This is a genomic window from Burkholderia sp. MSMB1588, assembly GCF_001546925.1.
GTDB lineage: Bacteria > Pseudomonadota > Gammaproteobacteria > Burkholderiales > Burkholderiaceae > Burkholderia > Burkholderia humptydooensis.
Window position 1 is genome coordinate 402435 of record NZ_LNJS01000001.1, and the last position, 17001, is coordinate 419435.

General features: G+C 67.8%; 15 protein-coding genes. 7 read left to right on the top strand and 8 right to left on the bottom strand.

The window, feature by feature from the left end; translation table 11 throughout:
• Positions 1-26: 26 nt before the first annotated feature.
• The 6 genes from WS92_RS13640 to kdsD all read right to left on the bottom strand — a co-directional run bounded on the left by WS92_RS13640 (position 27) and on the right by kdsD (position 5302).
• On the bottom strand, positions 27-1535 hold the full coding sequence (locus tag WS92_RS13640; RefSeq protein WP_006024494.1) for an RNA polymerase factor sigma-54: 1509 nt from the start codon (positions 1533-1535) through the stop codon (positions 27-29).
• 168 nt (positions 1536-1703) lie between these two features.
• Complete coding sequence (gene lptB / locus WS92_RS13645) at positions 1704-2480, bottom strand: LPS export ABC transporter ATP-binding protein (protein WP_006024495.1); 777 nt, start codon at positions 2478-2480, stop codon at positions 1704-1706.
• On the bottom strand, positions 2477-3142 hold the full coding sequence (lptA, locus tag WS92_RS13650; RefSeq protein ID WP_006024496.1) for a lipopolysaccharide transport periplasmic protein LptA: 666 nt from the start codon (positions 3140-3142) through the stop codon (positions 2477-2479). Before lptA ends, lptB begins: the two co-directional genes overlap by 4 nt.
• A gap of 18 nt (positions 3143-3160) precedes the next feature.
• Complete coding sequence (gene lptC / locus WS92_RS13655; RefSeq protein WP_006024497.1) at positions 3161-3775, bottom strand: LPS export ABC transporter periplasmic protein LptC; 615 nt, start codon at positions 3773-3775, stop codon at positions 3161-3163.
• 4 nt (positions 3776-3779) lie between these two features.
• Complete coding sequence (locus tag WS92_RS13660) at positions 3780-4319, bottom strand: KdsC family phosphatase (RefSeq protein ID WP_009911188.1); 540 nt, start codon at positions 4317-4319, stop codon at positions 3780-3782.
• Positions 4319-5302 (bottom strand): arabinose 5-phosphate isomerase KdsD, encoded by a 984-nt coding sequence (kdsD, locus tag WS92_RS13665; RefSeq protein WP_006024499.1) that lies wholly within the window; start codon positions 5300-5302, stop codon positions 4319-4321. Before kdsD ends, WS92_RS13660 begins: the two co-directional genes overlap by 1 nt.
• A 126-nt stretch (positions 5303-5428) precedes the next feature.
• Between kdsD and WS92_RS13670 the strand changes: the two genes are divergently transcribed.
• From WS92_RS13670 to purU, 5 genes are all read left to right on the top strand, one after another.
• Positions 5429-7438 carry a monovalent cation:proton antiporter family protein gene (locus WS92_RS13670; protein WP_006024500.1) on the top strand — a complete coding sequence of 670 codons (2010 nt, stop codon included), beginning with the start codon at positions 5429-5431 and terminating at the stop codon, positions 7436-7438.
• An 83-nt stretch (positions 7439-7521) separates the two neighbouring features.
• The gene (locus WS92_RS13675) at positions 7522-8088 is read left to right on the top strand and encodes an adenine phosphoribosyltransferase (protein ID WP_059932609.1); all 567 of its coding nucleotides are present in this window, start codon (positions 7522-7524) and stop codon (positions 8086-8088) included.
• Between the two features lie 97 nt (positions 8089-8185).
• Positions 8186-8800: a LysE family translocator gene (locus WS92_RS13680; RefSeq protein ID WP_006024503.1), complete on the top strand. Its 615-nt coding sequence runs from the start codon at positions 8186-8188 to the stop codon at positions 8798-8800.
• Between the two features lie 11 nt (positions 8801-8811).
• Positions 8812-9663 carry an NUDIX hydrolase gene (locus WS92_RS13685; RefSeq protein WP_006024504.1) on the top strand — a complete coding sequence of 284 codons (852 nt, stop codon included), beginning with the start codon at positions 8812-8814 and terminating at the stop codon, positions 9661-9663.
• Between the two features lie 54 nt (positions 9664-9717).
• Complete coding sequence (gene purU / locus WS92_RS13690; RefSeq protein WP_006024505.1) at positions 9718-10599, top strand: formyltetrahydrofolate deformylase; 882 nt, start codon at positions 9718-9720, stop codon at positions 10597-10599.
• A 27-nt stretch (positions 10600-10626) separates the two neighbouring features.
• Here the strand turns inward: purU and WS92_RS13695 are convergent, their stop codons facing one another.
• Together WS92_RS13695 and uvrA are read right to left on the bottom strand one after the other, a co-directional pair.
• Positions 10627-11712 (bottom strand): AI-2E family transporter, encoded by a 1086-nt coding sequence (locus WS92_RS13695; RefSeq protein ID WP_059932607.1) that lies wholly within the window; start codon positions 11710-11712, stop codon positions 10627-10629.
• 177 nt (positions 11713-11889) lie between these two features.
• Positions 11890-14757: an excinuclease ABC subunit UvrA gene (gene uvrA / locus WS92_RS13700; RefSeq protein ID WP_059932605.1), complete on the bottom strand. Its 2868-nt coding sequence runs from the start codon at positions 14755-14757 to the stop codon at positions 11890-11892.
• Positions 14758-14970: 213 nt separating this feature from the next.
• Between uvrA and WS92_RS13705 the strand changes: the two genes are divergently transcribed.
• On the top strand, positions 14971-16158 hold the full coding sequence (locus tag WS92_RS13705) for an MFS transporter (RefSeq protein WP_015600574.1): 1188 nt from the start codon (positions 14971-14973) through the stop codon (positions 16156-16158).
• 113 nt (positions 16159-16271) lie between these two features.
• Positions 16272-16814 carry a single-stranded DNA-binding protein gene (locus WS92_RS13710; protein ID WP_059932595.1) on the top strand — a complete coding sequence of 181 codons (543 nt, stop codon included), beginning with the start codon at positions 16272-16274 and terminating at the stop codon, positions 16812-16814.
• Positions 16815-17001: the final 187 nt, after the last annotated feature.

The following is a 17001-nucleotide window of genomic DNA, read 5'->3' on the forward strand; positions in this document are numbered from 1 at the left end:
GAAAACGCCCGCCGTGTGGCGACGGGCTACAGAGACTTGCGCAGATTCACCGCCGGGATCTTGAGGGCTTCGCGATATTTGGCAACCGTGCGGCGCGCGACCACGAACCCTTGTTCCGCTAGCAGCTCGGCTATGCGACTGTCCGAAAGAGGGGATTTGGGGTCTTCGGCTCCTATCAGTTGTTTGATGAGGGCGCGGATCGCTGTCGACGACGCGGCGCCTCCGGTGTCTGTCGATACGTGCGATCCGAAGAAGTACTTAAATTCAAGCGTGCCGAACGGGGTCAGCATGTACTTGCCGGTTGTCACACGGGAGACAGTCGATTCGTGTAGGCCCAGCGTATCAGCTATTTCCCGCAAAACCAAGGGGCGCATCGCGATTTCGCCGTGCGCAAAGAAATTCTTCTGACGTTCGACAATCGCCTGCGCGACGCGCAGGATCGTCTCGAATCGTTGCTGAATATTCTTGATCAGCCAGCGCGCTTCCTGAAGCTGCTGCTTCAGCGATCCCGTGCTCGGATCGCCCCGGCTGTTGCGCAGGATGTTCGCGTAAAGATGGTTGATCCGCAGCTTCGGCACCACTTCCGGATTGAGTTCCGCCTGCCAGTTCTGGCCGGTCTTCTTCACGATGATGTCGGGCACCACGTAATCGGCTTCGGCCTTGCCGTATGCCGCGCCGGGGAACGGCTCGAGCGAGCGGATCAGCGCGTGCGCGTCGCGCAGCTCGTCGTCGGTCGCCTTCAGTTGCTTGCGCAGGCGCGTGAAATCGCGCGCGGCGAGCAGCTCGAGATGCTGCGACACGATATCGAGCGCGAGCGTGCGCGTCGGGGACGGATCCAGGCGCAGCAGTTGCAGCTTCAGGCATTCGGATGCGGAGCGCGCGCCGACGCCCGCGGGATCGAAGCTGTGCACGAGCGCGAGCGCCGCATTCAGTTCGTCGACGTCGACTTCGAGCTCCTCGGGCAGATCGGCGAGCACTTCCTCGAGCGACGCGGTCAGATAGCCGTCGTCGTCGAGCGATTCGATCAGGAACGTGACGAGCGCGCGATCGCGCGGGCTCGCCTGCGTGACGCGCAACTGCGCCATCAGATGATCGCGCAGCGACGTCGACGTTTCGTGGATCTGCATCGGCGGCAGATCGTCGTCGTCGGACGCGGCGGGCGAGCGGCCGAAATCGTCGAGGTTCCACTGGTTCGCGTCGCCGCTGTCGGCCGAATAGCTGTCGTATTCGTCGACGCCGGCGGCTTCGTCGCGCTCGGTGCGCTCATTCGTCGCAGTCGTGCCGTTCGACGCGCCCGCCATCGGCTCGGGCGCGGACGGCGCGGGCGTCTGCGCGATCACCGAGCCGTCGGCCGCGACGCGCAACGGGCTCGCGATCCAGTCGTCGTCGCTTTCGAGCAGCGGGTTCTGCGCGATCGCCGTCGCGACTTCCTGCTGCAGTTCGAGCGTCGACAACTGCAGCAGCCGGATCGACTGCTGAAGCTGGGGCGTGAGCGCGAGATGCTGCGACAGGCGAAGTTGGAGACTGGCTTTCATGGCAAAAAGGGAGTCGTACCGGAAGTTTGCCACGAGGGCGGCGCGTTGAGGCATTCGGGATGACGCTCGGCGCGCGGGGCGAGCGCGCGCGGCGCGAGCCGGGCGTGCGGTGAGGCGGCGCGGATCGCGCCGGGGAGCGGGCGGCCGCGGGATCGTGTCCCGCGCCGCCTACATGCGGAAGTGCTCGCCGAGGTAGACGCGCCGCACGCTTTCGTTTTCGATGATTTCCTTCGGCGCGCCGGACGCGAGCACCGAGCCGTCGCTGATGATGTATGCGTGATCGCATATGCCGAGCGTCTCGCGCACGTTGTGATCGGTGATCAGCACGCCGATGTTGCGCTGCTTCAGGAACTTCACGATCTTCTGGATTTCGAGCACCGCGATTGGGTCGACGCCCGCGAACGGCTCGTCGAGCAGGATGAAGCTCGGGTTGCTCGCGAGCGCGCGCGCGATCTCGACACGGCGGCGCTCGCCGCCCGACAGCGACAGCGCCGGATTCTCGCGCAGGTGCGCGATCTGCAGCTCTTCGAGGAGCGCTTCCGTGCGCGCGCCGATCTCGTCCTTCGACAGCCGCTTGCCGTTGTCGTCGTGCTGCAGTTCGAGCACCGCGCGCACGTTCTGCTCGACGGTCAGCTTGCGGAACACCGACGCTTCCTGCGGCAGGTACGACAGGCCGAGCGACGCGCGCTTGTGGATCGGCATCAGGCTGATCGGGCTGCCGTTCAGCGAGATGTCGCCCGCGTCGAGCGGCACGAGGCCGACGATCATGTAGAACGACGTCGTCTTGCCGGCGCCGTTCGGACCGAGCAGGCCGACCACTTCGCCGCTCTTCACGTCGAGCGACACGTCCTTGACGACGGTGCGCGAGCCGTAGCGTTTCTTCAGGTTGCGCACGACGAGCGAGCTCGACGTGCCGGCCGGTTGGCGATTGGGGAGCGCGTTCACGGGTTCGGCGCTCCCTGGACGTCGTTCGACGGCGCGAGCCGCGCGGGGCCGCCTGACAGCGGCGCGGGGCCGCCGTTCTTCGGCGTCAGCATCGCGCGCACGCGGCCGCCCGGGTTGCCCGGACCGGCGACGTCCTTGCCGCCGCGCGCCGTGTAGAAGTCGCGCTGGCCGTCGTACGTGATCACGCTGCCGTGGACCGTGTCGGCGACGGTCGACTGGCCCTGCAGGCGGCGCACGGTCGCGTTCGTCGTGAGCGTGGTCAGATCCTGCTTGCCGTCGTAGTCGATGCGCTCGGCGTCGCCGTCGATGTACTCGTCGAGGCCCTCGCGCTTCTGGCGGAACGACGCGTGTTTCTTGCCGGAGGCCGTCGCCGTTGCGTACTGGTAGCCCTGCGGGTCCTGGCGCACCTCGACGCGATCGCCCTTGATCAGGATCGTGCCCTTCGTGATGACGACGTTGCCGGTGGCGACCGTGACCTGCTTCAGGTCGTCATAGGTGAGGTTGTCCGCTTCGACGTTGATCGGCTTGTCGCGGTCGGCCTTCTCGGCGTGGGCTGCGGGCGCGACGCCCGCGAGCGGCGCCGCGACGAGCGCCGCCGCGACCAACGCGCGCGCGGCGCGGCGTGCGCCGCTCGGAAATAAACAAGGGAACGATTCGTTCATGCAGTCCCGCGTGGTGAGTTACTTGGGTTGGCCAGCAGCGCCGCCGGACGTGTCGGAAGCGGCGATCGTGCCGCGCACGTTGCCGTAAAGTTCGATGACCCGGGTGACGTTGTTGTACTTCATCCCGGCGGCGGCGTTCGCGATCGACAGGCCGCGCTGAAGTTTAACCGGCTTTTCGGTCTCGATCACATCGTCGTTGACCAACACCCGGAAATGCTGGGAATCCGCCTGCATCGGCGGGTCGCCCGCGCCCGCCGCGCGCAGGATTCGCGCATCGTCATACAAATCGACGATCGACACGTCGCCGTTGACGGCGCCGCGCTTCGCGGTGGCGGTCACGGTCGGCTTGCCGGGCTGGAACGCGCGCAGCGCCGGCTGCGCGAGCTCGCTCGTCTCGTCGTCTTCGTAATGGACGAGGCCCGCCGCCGTCAGCCGGTACTGGGTCGAGCCCGTCTGGTCGAGCTCGGTGACGGAGAAATTGTTCGCGAAATAGTCGGGCGTGTGCGACTTCGGCCGCACGAGCGCCTCGCCGGGCGGCGGCAGCGTGGCCTGCAGCAGCCAGTACGTGCCGCCCGCGAGCGCCGCCATCGCGACGAGCGGGATCAGCGAGGTCAGCCGGAATTTGCCGTCCATCCGCTCAGGCTCCGCAGGCGGCGGCGAGCAGCGCGTCGTAGCGGCGCTGCGCGCGCAGGATCGCGTCGCACGCTTCGCGCACCGCGCCGTGGCCGCCGCGGGCCTCGGCGACCCAGTGCGCGCGCGCGATCACGTCCGGATGCGCGTTCGCCGGCGCGGCCGCGAAGCCGCAACGCAGCATCACCGCGAGGTCGGGCCAGTCGTCGCCCATGTAGCCGCACTCGGCGGGCTCGAGGCCGAGCGTGCGCAGCAGCTCGCCGAACACGGCGAGCTTGTTCTCGACGCCCTGATGCAGGTGCGCGATGCGCATTTCCCGCGCGCGCGCGGCGACGGCTTCCGAGCGGCGGCCGGTGATGATCGCGGTCGCGATGCCCGCTTCGCCGAGGAGCTTCACGCCGTGGCCGTCGAGCGTGTTGAACGACTTCGTCGTGTCGCCCGCTGCGGTGAAATGGAGGCCGCCGTCGGTCAGCACGCCGTCGACGTCGAAAATCATCAGCTTCACGCGGCTCGCGCGTTCGGCCGCCGTGGCAGGGGGCGCGGACATCAAATCACCTTCTTCGAGAACAGATCGTGCATGTTGAGCGCGCCGATCAGCGCGCCGTGCTCGTCGACGACGAGCATCTGGTTGATCCGGTGGCGCTCCATCAGTTCCACCGCCTCGACGGCGAGGTGATCCGGCGCGATCGTGCGCGGATCGTGCGTCATCACGTCGATGATCGGCAGCCGGCGGAAATCGCCGTCGCGCTCGAGCACGCGGCGCAGGTCGCCGTCGGTGAAGATGCCGGCCACGCGGCCCGCGTCGTCGACGACGGCCGTCATGCCCATGCGCTTCGCGGTGATCTGGAAGAGGGCGTCGGAGAGCGTCGCGCCAAGCGGCACGGCGGGCACTTCGTCGCCCGTGCGCATCACGTCGCGCACATACGTGAGCAGGCGCCGGCCGAGCGCGCCGCCGGGGTGCGAGCGCGCGAAATCGTCGGAGCCGAAGCCGCGCGCGTCGAGCACCGCGACGGCGAGCGCGTCGCCGAGCGCGAGCGCGGCCGTCGTGCTGGCCGTCGGCGCGAGGTTCAGCGGGCAGGCTTCCTTCGCGACGCCCGCGTTCAGATGGACGTCCGAGAGCGTCGCGAGGCTCGATGCCGGGCGGCCCGTCATTGCGATCAGCTTCGCGCCGAGCCGCTTGATGAGCGGCAGGATCGCGACGAGCTCCTCCGATTCGCCGGAGTTCGAGATCGCGATGAACACGTCGTCCTTCGTGACCATGCCGAGGTCGCCGTGGCTGGCTTCGGCCGGATGGACGAAAAACGCGGGGGTGCCGGTGCTCGCGAGCGTCGCCGCGATCTTGCGGGCGATGTGCCCCGATTTGCCGATGCCGGACACGACGACGCGTCCCCGGCAATTCAGGAGCAGCCCGACCGCGGCGACGAATTCGCCGTCGAGCTGGCCGGCGAGCGCGCGCACGGCGTTCGCCTCGATGTCGAGCACGTCGCGGGCGAGCGCGAGCGCCCGATCATCATTGATTTTCGCTATCATGCGCGGAGTATAGCAAAGGCGTTTGTTCGCCGCGCCGGGCCCCTTGCGCCCACCTTTTCGAGTAGTCTCCCGGCCCAACCCGGCGTCCGTTTCGCGGCGCCGTCGACGAACGAGGACGCTTTGCCCGTGATTTCCCCGCTCGAAATGACGCTTCTGCTGCTGCTTGCCTCGGTGGCGGGCGTCGTCGTGTTCCGTTCGCTGAACCTGCCGCCGATGCTCGGCTATCTGACGGTCGGCATCGTGGTCGGCCCGCATGCGCTCGGCTTCGCGGCCGACCTCGAGCGCGCCGAGCATCTCGCCGAGTTCGGCGTCGTGTTCCTGATGTTCTCGATCGGCCTCGAGTTCTCCCTGTCGAAGCTGCGCGCGATGCGCCGGCTCGTGTTCGGGCTCGGGCTCGCGCAGGTGCTCGGCACGATCGCGATCGCGCTCGCGCTGGGCGCGCTCTTCGAGCGCTGGATGCATATCACGTGGGAAGGCAGCGTCGCGCTCGGCGGCGCGCTCGCGATGTCGTCGACGGCGATCGTCTCGAAGATGCTCGCCGAGCGGCTCGAGATCGAGACCGAGCACGGCCGCAACATCTTCGGCGTGCTGCTGTTCCAGGATCTCGCCGTCGTGCCGCTGCTCATCGTGATCGCCGCGTTCGGCGGCGAATCGTCCAGGGATCTCGCGATGTCGCTCGGGCTCGCGGCCGTGAAGATCGTCGTCGCGCTCGCGCTGCTCCTGATCGTCGGCCAGCGCTTCATGACGCGGTGGCTGAACGTCGTCGCGCGGCGGCGCTCGCAGGAGCTGTTCGTGCTGAACCTGCTGCTCGTCACGCTCGGTGCCGCGTTCATCACCGACCGCTTCGGCCTGTCGCTCGCGCTCGGCGCGTTCATCGCGGGGATGCTGATCTCCGAGACGCCGTACCGGCATCAGGTGGAGGAGGACATCAAGCCGTTCCGCGACGTGCTGCTCGGCCTGTTCTTCGTGACGACCGGCATGCTGCTCGATCCGAGCGTGATCTGGCGGCATCCGTTTCTCGTGCTCGCGTTCTTCGCCGGCCAGGTGCTGCTCAAGAGCGTGATGATCACGGCGCTCGCGCGCGCGTTCGGCGCGACGCCCGGCGTCGCGATGCGCACGGGGCTCGGGCTCGCGCAGGCGGGCGAATTCGGCTTCGTGCTGCTGAACCTGATTCTCGACCGGCATCTCGTCGACGCGACGCTGTTGCAGTCGATCCTCGCGTCGATGCTGCTGTCGATGCTCGCCGCGCCGTTCCTGATCCAGAATGCGGACCGGATCGTGATGCGGCTGTCCGCCGCCGAATGGATGCAGCAATCGCTGCAGATGACGCGGATCGCGACGCAGAGCATCAAGCAGAAGGGCCACGTGATCGTCTGCGGCTACGGCCGCGCCGGGCAGAATCTCGCGCGGATGCTCGAGCAGGAGGGGATCGCGTACGTCGCGCTCGACCTCGATCCGGACCGCGTGACGGCGGCGGCCGCGGCGGGCGAATCGGTCGTGTTCGGTGACGCCGCGCGCCGCGAGTCGCTGCTCGCGGCGGGCATCCATCGCGCGGCGGCCGTGGCCGTCACGTATGCGAACACGCCGTCCGCGCTGCGCGTGCTGCACAACGTGCACGAGCTCGAGCCGACGTTGCCCGCGATCGTGCGCACGGTCGACGACGCCGATCTCGAGAGGCTGCTCGCCGCGGGCGCGACCGAGGTGATTCCGGAGATCGTCGAAGGCAGCCTGATGCTCGCGTCGCACACGCTCGTGCTGATGGGCGTGCCGATGCGGCGCGTCGTGCGGCGCGTCGAGGAGATGCGCGACGCGCGCTACAGCCTGCTGCGCGGCTACTTCCGCGGCGCCGACGACGCGGACGACGACGACCACGAGCAGGTGCGGCTACAATCGGTGCCCGTCGACGCGCGTTCGGACGCGGTCGGCCGCTCGCTCGCCGAGCTGGGGCTTTTCGCGCTCGGCCTCGAGGTGACGGCGATCCGCCGGCACGGGATTCGCGGCGTCGAACCCGACCCCGAGACGAAGCTGCGCGCGAGCGACATCGTCGTGCTGCGCGGGCTGCCCGAGGCGCTCGCGGAGGCCGAGGAGCGGCTGTCGCGCCATCGGCGCGAAGGCGGATCGACCGTGGTGGCGTGACGCCGCGCGGCCGCTGATTGTTGAGTTGTCGAGCGATCGACGAACGGCGCGAGATTCCGGCGCCGTTTTTTTCGGAGAGTTCCATGATGTCCACGTCGTCGGACGCGCAGCTCGATCCCGTCGAGTTCATTCACAGCCGCATCCGCACGGTGCCGAACTGGCCGCAGCCGGGCGTGATGTTCCGCGACATCACGCCGCTCTTGCAAAGCGCGAAGGCGCTGCGCGTGCTCGTCGATCTGTTTGTCGAGCGCTATGTCGACGCGAAGCTCGACTACGTCGCGGGCCTCGACGCGCGCGGCTTCATCATCGCGCCGATCGTCGCGTACGAGCTGTCCGTCGGCTTCGTGCCGATCCGCAAGGTCGGCAAGCTGCCGTACCGGACGCAGCGCGAATCGTACGCGCTCGAATACGGCGCCGCGACCGTCGAGATCCACGAAGACGCGTGCAAGCCGGGCGACCGTGTCGTGATCGTCGACGACCTGATCGCGACGGGCGGCACGATGATGGCGGGCAAGAACCTGCTCGAGCGGCTCGGCGCCGTGGTCGTCGAGGGCGCGGCGATCGTCGACCTGCCGGATCTCGGCGGCTCGGCGCTGCTGCGCGGGGCCGGCCTGTCGCTCTACACGGTCACCGGATTCGCCGGACATTGAGCGCGGCGCGCCACCGCGCACCGGATGCCCGGCCGCGGTTCCATCCCGCGCCCGCCCGAACGCGGCCTACTCATCCACCGATTCAAGCGAGCTCACGATGCCGAACTTCATGCTGTTCCTCGCGACGTCGATCGCGATCACCGTCGCGCCCGGCCCCGACAACCTGCAGGTGCTCGCGCGCGGCATCTCGCAGGGCCGCGCGGCCGGCATCGTCGCGGCGCTCGGCTTCGCGTCGGGCGTGCTGTTCCATACGACGCTCGCCGCGTTCGGCGTTGCCGCGCTGCTGCGCTCGTCGCCCGTCGCGTTTCACCTGCTCAAGCTCGCGGGCGGCGCGTATCTGATCTGGATCGGCCTCAAGGCGCTGCGCAGCAAGGGCCTCGCGACCGCGCACGAGCGCGCGCCGCAGCCGCTGTCGACGATCTTCCGCCAGAGCGTGATCGGCAATCTGCTCAATCCGAAGGTGACGCTGTTCTTCGTTGTGTTCCTGCCGCAGTTCGTCGATCCGCGCGGCGCGCAGCCCGTCGCGCTGCAGATGCTGGAGCTGGGCGCGCTCTTCATGGCGCAGACGGCCGTCGTGTTCTCGGTGTTCGGCGTCGGCGCGGGCGCGATCGGCGTGTGGCTCAAGCGCCGGCCGCGGGTTGGCGTGTGGCTCGACCGGCTCGCGGGCGCGACGTTCGTCGCGCTCGGCCTGCGCGTCGCGCTGAAGGACTGAGGAGCGGCGCGATGACGTTTCCGTGCATTGCCGCCGCGCGCCGCTTCGATCCGGCCGCGCACGTGCCGTTCTGGATCGCGGGCCGGCAGGTGGGCTGGCTGCGCCGCGGCGACGTCGCGCGCCTCGCGCGCTGGCCCGACGTGTTCGAGTTTCCGGCGGGGCGCGTCGAGCTCGCCGCGCGCTACGACAGCGTCGACGCGCGCAGCATGGCGCTCGCGAGCCCGATCGGCGCGCTCGCGGCCGAAGGCGCGATCGTCGGCTGGCGCGACGAGATCTACGCGATCCGCAACCGCTTCGACGATCCGCCGCTCGCTTACATCGAGCGGGCCGCGTCGCGCTTCTTCGGTACGATGACGTACGCGGTGCATCTGAACGGCGTCGTAGAATATGCGCCTTCGGCGCCGCTTGCGATGTGGCTTGGCCGCCGCAGCGCGACGAAGGCGACCGATCCGGGCATGCTCGACAACGTCGTGGCGGGCGGCATCGGCTGGGGGCTCGGCATCGAGGACACGATCGCGAAGGAATGCTGGGAAGAAGCGGGCATTCCGGCCGAGCTCGCCGCGCGCGCGATTCCCGGCCGCGTCGCGTACGTGCTGTGCTCGCTGCCGGAAGGCACGCAGGCCGAGCAGATCTTTGTCTACGACCTGCCGCTGCCGCGCGATTTCGCGCCCCGCAATCAGGACGGCGAAGTCGCCGAGCACCTGCTCGCCGGCGTGGGCGAGATCGTCGCGTGGCTGCGCGCGGGCGAAGCCACCGTCGACGCGAGTCTCGCGATGCTCGACAGCCTGTTGCGCCACCGCGCGCTTTCGCCCGACGACGCGCACGGAATCGACGCGCTGTTCGCGCCGCCGCCGCCCGGCTGAGCGCGGCGCGCGCGCATCGCATTGTTCAGAAGATTTGAGAAGGGAGTAGCGGTCATGTCGACCGATCACAGCTTTATCCTGAAACTGTCGTGCCCGGACCGGCGCGGCATCGTTCACGCGGTCTCGGGCTTTTTGCTCGAACGCGGCAGCAACATCCTCGATTCGGCGCAGTTCGGCGATAGCCGCACCGGCGAATTCTTCATGCGCGTGCATGCGGGGCAGGCGGGCGGCGCGGATGCCGCGGCGGCGCTCGATGGCCTGCGCGCCGAGTTCGCGCCGCTCGCCGAGCAGTTCGCGATGCGCTGGGAGCTGCACGACGCATCGGTGAAGCCGCGCGTCGTGATCCTCGTGTCGAAGATCGGCCATTGCCTGAACGACCTGCTGTTCCGCTACCGCACGGGCCAGTTGCCGATCGAGATTCCGGCGATCGTGTCGAATCACAAGGACTTCTACCAGCTCGCCGCGAGCTACGACATCCCGTTCCATCACTTCCCGCTCGCCGCGGGCGCGTCGGCCGACGCGAAGGCCGCGCAGGAGGCGCGCGTGCTCGAGGTGATCGACGAGCACGCCGCCGATCTCGTCGTGCTCGCGCGCTACATGCAGATCCTGTCGCCGAACATGTGCGAGCGGCTCGCGGGGCGCGCGATCAACATCCATCACTCGTTCCTGCCGAGCTTCAAGGGCGCGAAGCCGTACTACCAGGCGTTCGATCGCGGCGTGAAGCTGATCGGCGCGACCGCGCACTACGTGACGACCGATCTCGACGAAGGCCCGATCATCGAGCAGGAAGTCGAGCGCGTCGATCACAGCATGACGCCGGACGAGCTGACGGCCGTCGGCCGCGACGTTGAGTGCGTGACGCTCGCGCGCGCGGTCAAGTGGCACGTCGAGCACCGAATCGTGCTGAACGGCACGAAGACGGTGGTGTTTCGCTGAGCGAGGCCGCGCGGCGCGCGCCGCGCCTCAGATGAGCCGCAGGTAGATCAGCTCGCGCTTCACGTATGCGTAGAAAATCGGCGCGGCGATCACGCCGGGCACGCCGAACGCGGCCTCCATCACGAGCATCGCGAGCAGCAGCTCCCACGCGCGCGATTCGATCTGGCCGCCGATGATCTTCGCGTTCAGGAAGTATTCGAGCTTGTGGATCACGATGAGGAACACGAGCGACGCGATCGCGGTGCCCATGCTGACCGACAGCGACACCGCGACGATCAGCGTGTTCGAGATCAGATTGCCGACGACGGGCAACAGGCCCGCGATGAACGTGACGAGCACGAGCGTCTTCGACAGCGGCAGCCGCTGATGGAAGAGCGGCAGCGCGACGAGCAGGTAGAGCGCGGTGAAGAACGCGTTGAGCGCCGAGATCTTGATCTGCGCGAACACGATCCGGCGGAACGCGTCGGAGAAGCGCGAGATCCGCGTGACGAGCGCGGTCGACAGCGGCTGGCGCAGCTTGTGGCGATCGACGCCGATCGCGATCATCGCGCCGATGATCATCCCGAACAGCACGTGCCCGAAGCCGCGCGCGACGCTCTTGCCGCCTTGCTGCAACTGATCCATGTGCTTGCTCATCAGGCCCGTCGCCTTCGCGCGCATCTGCTCGGCGTCGACGGGCAGCAGGTTCGATATCCACTCGGGCGTGCGGGTGCGCGCCTGGTCGATGATCTGCATCACCTGGCCGAGCAGGTTCTGCGCGTTCGGCACCGTGTGCTCGAAGTGCTCGATGACCGCGATCGTGAGGCCCGCGAGGCCGCCGACGATCGCGGCGGACAGCAGCACGACCGCGAGCCAGCGCGCGCGCTGGCTCGACATGTGGCGCTCGATCGCGGGCGCGATCATGTGGACGAGCTGATAGACGAGGAGGCCGGCGAGGAGGCCGCCGAGCAGCTTCAGGTGCAGGACGAGCCACAGGCCGAGGAGGGCGAGGAGGTAGCTGCCGATCTCGATTGCCGAAAGCTTCGGCAGGCTGAAATCGCTCGTCAGCCGGACGCTGCGCAAGTGCGGTTCCCGCGTTTGCGGCTCGCGCGTCGGCTCAGATTGCTTCTCCATGACTATCCCTGTATTCGGAGGCTACTCGGCGCGCTTGTGGCCGCAAGCGGGCGTAACCTTGTATCGCCGCGAGTATAGCAACGATTATCGACCTGAATATTAGGATCTTGTAAGGAGGAATTTGGCGTCGCGCGCCCGGAGCGGCCGCCGGCGTTCGCCCGGACGGCCGCATCCCGCTTACTTCTGGCGCTTGAGGAGCGGCGCGAGGTACTTGCCCGTGAAGCTCGCCTTCGTTTTCGCGACCTGCTCGGGCGTGCCCTGCGCGATGATCCGGCCGCCGCCCGCGCCGCCTTCCGGCCCGAGGTCGATCACCCAGTCGGCCGTCTTGATCACGTCGAGGTTGTGCTCGATGATCACGACCGTGTTGCCCTGGTCGCGCAGCCGGTGGATCACCTCGAGCAGGAGCGCGATGTCGTGGAAGTGCAGGCCGGTCGTCGGCTCGTCGAGAATGTAGAGCGTGCGGCCCGTGTCGCGCTTGGAGAGCTCCAGCGACAGCTTCACGCGCTGCGCCTCGCCGCCCGACAGAGTCGTCGCCGACTGACCGAGCCGGATGTAGCCGAGGCCGACGTCGAGCAGCGTCTTCAGCTTGCGCGCGACGACGGGCACCGCGTTGAAGAACTCGTGCGCGTGCTCGACCGTCATGTCGAGCACTTCGCTGATGTTCTTGCCCTTGTACTGCACTTCGAGCGTCTCGCGGTTGTAGCGCTTGCCGTGGCACACGTCGCACGGCACGTAGACGTCCGGCAGGAAGTGCATCTCGACCTTCAGCACGCCGTCGCCCTGGCACGACTCGCAGCGGCCGCCCTTCACGTTGAACGAGAAGCGGCCCGGATCGTAGCCGCGCTCCTTCGACGCGGGCACGCCCGCGAACAGCTCGCGGATCGGCGTGAACAGGCCCGTGTAGGTGGCCGGGTTCGAGCGCGGCGTGCGGCCGATCGGCGATTGATCGACGTTGATCACCTTGTCGAAGTGCTCGAGGCCCTCGACCGACTCGTGCGGCGCGGGTTCCGTCGCCGAGCCGTACAGGTGGCGCGCGACCGCGTTGTACAGCGTGTCGTTGATGAGCGTCGACTTGCCGGAGCCCGACACGCCGGTGATGCAGGTCAACAGGCCGACCGGCAGATCGAGATCGACGTTCTTCAGGTTGTTGCCGTGCGCGTCGGCGATGCGCAGCATCCGCTGCGCATCGGGCGCGATCCGCTCGTCCGGATATTCGATCGTGCGCTTGCCGACGAGATACTGGCCCGTGAGCGAATCGCCGTTCGCCTGGACCTGCTTCGGCGTGCCTTCGGCGACGACCTTGCCGCCGTGCTCGCCCGCGCCGGGGCCCATGTCGACGACGTAGTCGGCCGTGCGGATCATGTCCTCGTCGTGCTCGACGACGATCACCGAGTTGCCGAGGTCGCGCAGGTGCTTGAGCGTCGCGATCAGGCGATCGTTGTCGCGCTGGTGCAGGCCGATCGACGGCTCGTCGAGCACGTACATCACGCCCGTGAGGCCCGAGCCGATCTGCGACGCGAGCCGGATGCGCTGCGCCTCGCCGCCCGACAGCGTCTCGGCGCTGCGCTCGAGCGACAGGTAATCGAGGCCGACGTTGTTCAGGAACGTGAGCCGCGCGACGATTTCCTTGATCACCTTGTCGGCGATCTCGCGCTTCGCGCCGTCGAGCGTCAAGCCGTCGAAGTAGCCGAGCGCGTCGCGCAGCGGCCAACTGCTCACTTCGTAGATCGCGCGCGCGTAGTCGCCCTGGCCGACGCGCACGAAGCGCGCCTCGCGGCGCAGGCGCGTGCCGTCGCACGACGGGCACGGCTGGTTGTTCTGGTACTTCGCGAGCTCCTCGCGCACGGCGGCCGAATCGGTCTCGCGGTAGCGGCGCTCGAGGTTCGGGATGATCCCCTCGAACACGTGCTCGCGGATCGTCGTGCGGCCGCGCTCGTTGATGTACGAGAACGGGATCGTCTGCTTGCCGGAGCCGTACAGCAGGATCTTCCTGATCTTCTCGGGCAGGTCCTCGAACGCGGTGTCGATGTCGAAATCGTAGAACGCCGCGAGGCTTTGCAGCATCTGGAAGTAGAACTGGTTGCGGCGGTCCCAGCCCTTCACCGCACCCGCGGCGAGCGACAGCGACGGGTGCGCGACGACCCGCTTCGGATCGAAGAACGTGATCTGGCCGAGGCCGTCGCATTCCGGGCACGCGCCCATCGGGTTGTTGAACGAGAAGAGGCGCGGCTCGAGCTCCTGCAGCGAGTACGAGCACACCGGGCACGCGAACTTCGAGCTGAACAGGTGCTCGTGGTCCGTATCCATCTCGAGCGCGATCGCGCGGCCGTCGGCGAGCCGCAGCGCGGTCTCGAACGATTCGGCGAGCCGCTGTTTCATGTCCGGGCGCACCTTCAGGCGATCGACGACGACGTCGATCGTGTGCTTGTCGTTCTTCTTGAGCTTCGGCAGCGAATCGACTTCGTAGATCTTCGCGACGCCTTCGTTCGCCGCGCCGCCGCCCGAGCGCACGCGAAAGCGCACGAAGCCCTGCGCCTGCATCTCGTCGAACAGCTCCGCGTGCTCGCCCTTGCGGTTCGCGACGACGGGCGCGAGGATCATCAGCCTGGTTTCCTCGGGTAGCGCGAGCGCCGCGTCGACCATCTGCGACACGCTCTGCGCCTTGAGCGGAATTTCGTGGTCCGGACAGTACGGCGTGCCGACGCGTGCGTACAAAAGCCGCAGGTAGTCGTGGATTTCGGTGACGGTGCCGACCGTCGAGCGCGGATTGTGCGACGTCGCCTTCTGCTCGATCGAGATCGCGGGCGACAGGCCCTCGATCAGGTCGACGTCGGGCTTCTCCATCAACTGCAGGAACTGGCGCGCGTACGCCGACAGGCTTTCGACGTAGCGCCGCTGCCCTTCGGCGTACAGCGTGTCGAACGCGAGCGACGATTTGCCCGAGCCGGAGAGGCCGGTGATCACGATCAGCTTGTGCCGCGGAAGGTCGAGATTGACGTTCTTCAGGTTGTGGGTGCGCGCCCCACGGATACGAATTTGTTCCATGAACCCGGCGGAAGACGAGAGAACCAAACCTGCTACTATAACGACTTTTCGAGTCCGTCGTTTCAGGCTCCCAACCAATTCCCGCGCCCTCCGGCAGCGGGCTTTCGCGACGCCCGGGCCGCAGCGGGGCGGCGCGCGGCGGCAGGCGGCCGGCCCCGGATCTTCCGCCGTCCGGCAGCGGGCGGACCACCGATTCAATCGAACACACGCCCGATGTCCAATCCGTCCGCTACCTCCACTCGCATGAGCGCGCCCGAGTTGCGCGCGACCACGTCGCTCGCGGCGATCTTTGCGCTGCGCATGCTCGGTCTCTTCATGATCATGCCGGTGTTCTCCGTCTACGCGAAGACGATTCCCGGCGGCGAGAACGTCGTGCTCGTCGGCGTCGCGCTCGGCGCTTACGGCGTCACGCAATCGCTCCTTTACATCTTTTACGGCTGGGCGTCGGACAAGTTCGGGCGCAAGCCGGTGATCGCGGCGGGCCTTTTGATCTTCGCGCTCGGCAGCTTCGTCGCGGCGTTCGCGCACGACATCACGTGGATCATCGTCGGCCGGGTCATTCAAGGAATGGGGGCGGTATCGTCGGCGGTGCTCGCGTTCATCGCCGATCTGACGTCCGAGCACAACCGGACCAAGGCGATGGCGATGGTGGGCGGCTCGATCGGCATGTCGTTCGCGGTCGCGATCGTCGGCGCGCCGATCGTGTTCCACTGGGTCGGGATGAGCGGGCTCTTCGCGATCGTCGGCGCGCTGTCGGTTGTCGCGATCGGCGTCGTGCTGTGGGTCGTGCCGGATGCGCCGCGACCCGTGCACGTGCCCGCGCCGTTCGCCGAGGTGCTGCGCAACGTCGAGCTGCTGCGCCTGAACTTCGGCGTGCTCGTGCTGCACGCGACGCAGACCGCGCTCTTCCTCGTCGTGCCGCGCCTGCTCGTCGACGGCGGGCTGCCCGTCGCGTCGCACTGGCAGGTCTATCTGCCGGTGATGGGGCTCGCGTTCGTGATGATGGTGCCGGCCATCATCGTCGCGGAAAAACAGGGCAAGATGAAGCCCGTGCTAATGGGCGGAATTGCGGCTATCCTGATCGGTCAACTGTTGCTCGGCGTGGCAACGCATACGATATTGATTGTCGCGGCAATCCTGTTCGTCTACTTCCTGGGCTTCAACATTCTGGAGGCGTCGCAGCCGTCGCTCGTGTCGAAGCTCGCGCCCGGTTCGCGCAAGGGCGCGGCCACGGGCGTCTACAACACGACGCAGTCGATCGGGCTTGCGCTCGGCGGCGTCGTGGGCGGCGTGCTGCTGAAGCACGGCGGCGCGAACGCGGTGTTTTTCGCGTGTTCGGCGCTGGTAGCCGTGTGGCTTATAATCGCGGCCGGCATGAAACAGCCGCCGCGCAAAGCCTGACACGCGAACGCCCTTCGAAGCGCGCGGCGTGCTCCGGTCCGGCACACGCCGGGCCGATGAAGCCGTGAACGGTTTTGCCGCGCTGTTTGGCATCGAATCAACTGGAGAAACACATGGCATCCGTCAACAAGGTCATTCTCGTCGGCAACCTCGGCGCCGATCCCGAAGTGCGTTATCTGCCAAGCGGCGACGCGGTGGCGAACATCCGCCTTGCGACGACCGACCGCTACAAGGACAAGGCGTCCGGCGAATTCAAGGAAATGACCGAATGGCACCGCGTCGCGTTCTTCGGACGCCTCGCGGAGATCGTCAGCGAGTATCTGAAGAAGGGCTCGTCGGTGTACATCGAAGGCCGGATCCGCACGCGCAAGTGGCAAGGCCAGGACGGCCAGGACCGCTACTCGACCGAAATCGTCGCCGACCAGATGCAGATGCTCGGCGGCCGCGGCGGCTCGGGCGGCGGCGGTGACGACGGCTACGGCGGCGGTTACGGCGGCGGCCGCGACACTGAGCGCGGCGGCGGTGGCCGCGCGTCGGGCGGCGGCGGCACGGGTGCGCGCAGCGGCGGTGGTGGTGGTGGCGGCGGCGGCGCGAGCCGGCCGAGCGCGCCGGCGGGCGGCGGGTTCGACGAGATGGATGACGATATTCCGTTCTGAGGTCTCGTTAACCAAACGCTGTAAAGCTCAACCCTGCCTTTTGGCGGGGTTTTCTTTTTGTATTTCAGTTTCAGGGCGTCGTTCGACCCGCAACCTCGACCGGCGGGCCGCTCAGGGCGGGCGTTGTCGCGAAGAAATCGTCAACATCGCCTGCGCTGAATCGCGAGGGCTCGGCTGATGAAGATCG

Coding starts and splice junctions, on each gene's coding strand:
- lptC (WP_006024497.1), bottom strand. CDS start 3,775: ATGGACGGCAAATTCCGGCTGACCTCGCTGATCCCGCTCGTCGCGATG.
- WS92_RS13695 (WP_059932607.1), bottom strand. CDS start 11,712: ATGGAGAAGCAATCTGAGCCGACGCGCGAGCCGCAAACGCGGGAACCG.
- WS92_RS13640 (WP_006024494.1), bottom strand. CDS start 1,535: ATGAAAGCCAGTCTCCAACTTCGCCTGTCGCAGCATCTCGCGCTCACG.
- WS92_RS13710 (WP_059932595.1), top strand. CDS start 16,272: ATGGCATCCGTCAACAAGGTCATTCTCGTCGGCAACCTCGGCGCCGAT.
- WS92_RS13680 (WP_006024503.1), top strand. CDS start 8,186: ATGCCGAACTTCATGCTGTTCCTCGCGACGTCGATCGCGATCACCGTC.
- WS92_RS13660 (WP_009911188.1), bottom strand. CDS start 4,319: ATGTCCGCGCCCCCTGCCACGGCGGCCGAACGCGCGAGCCGCGTGAAG.
- lptA (WP_006024496.1), bottom strand. CDS start 3,142: ATGAACGAATCGTTCCCTTGTTTATTTCCGAGCGGCGCACGCCGCGCC.
- uvrA (WP_059932605.1), bottom strand. CDS start 14,757: ATGGAACAAATTCGTATCCGTGGGGCGCGCACCCACAACCTGAAGAAC.
- purU (WP_006024505.1), top strand. CDS start 9,718: ATGTCGACCGATCACAGCTTTATCCTGAAACTGTCGTGCCCGGACCGG.
- WS92_RS13705 (WP_015600574.1), top strand. CDS start 14,971: ATGTCCAATCCGTCCGCTACCTCCACTCGCATGAGCGCGCCCGAGTTG.
- WS92_RS13685 (WP_006024504.1), top strand. CDS start 8,812: ATGACGTTTCCGTGCATTGCCGCCGCGCGCCGCTTCGATCCGGCCGCG.
- kdsD (WP_006024499.1), bottom strand. CDS start 5,302: ATGATAGCGAAAATCAATGATGATCGGGCGCTCGCGCTCGCCCGCGAC.
- WS92_RS13675 (WP_059932609.1), top strand. CDS start 7,522: ATGATGTCCACGTCGTCGGACGCGCAGCTCGATCCCGTCGAGTTCATT.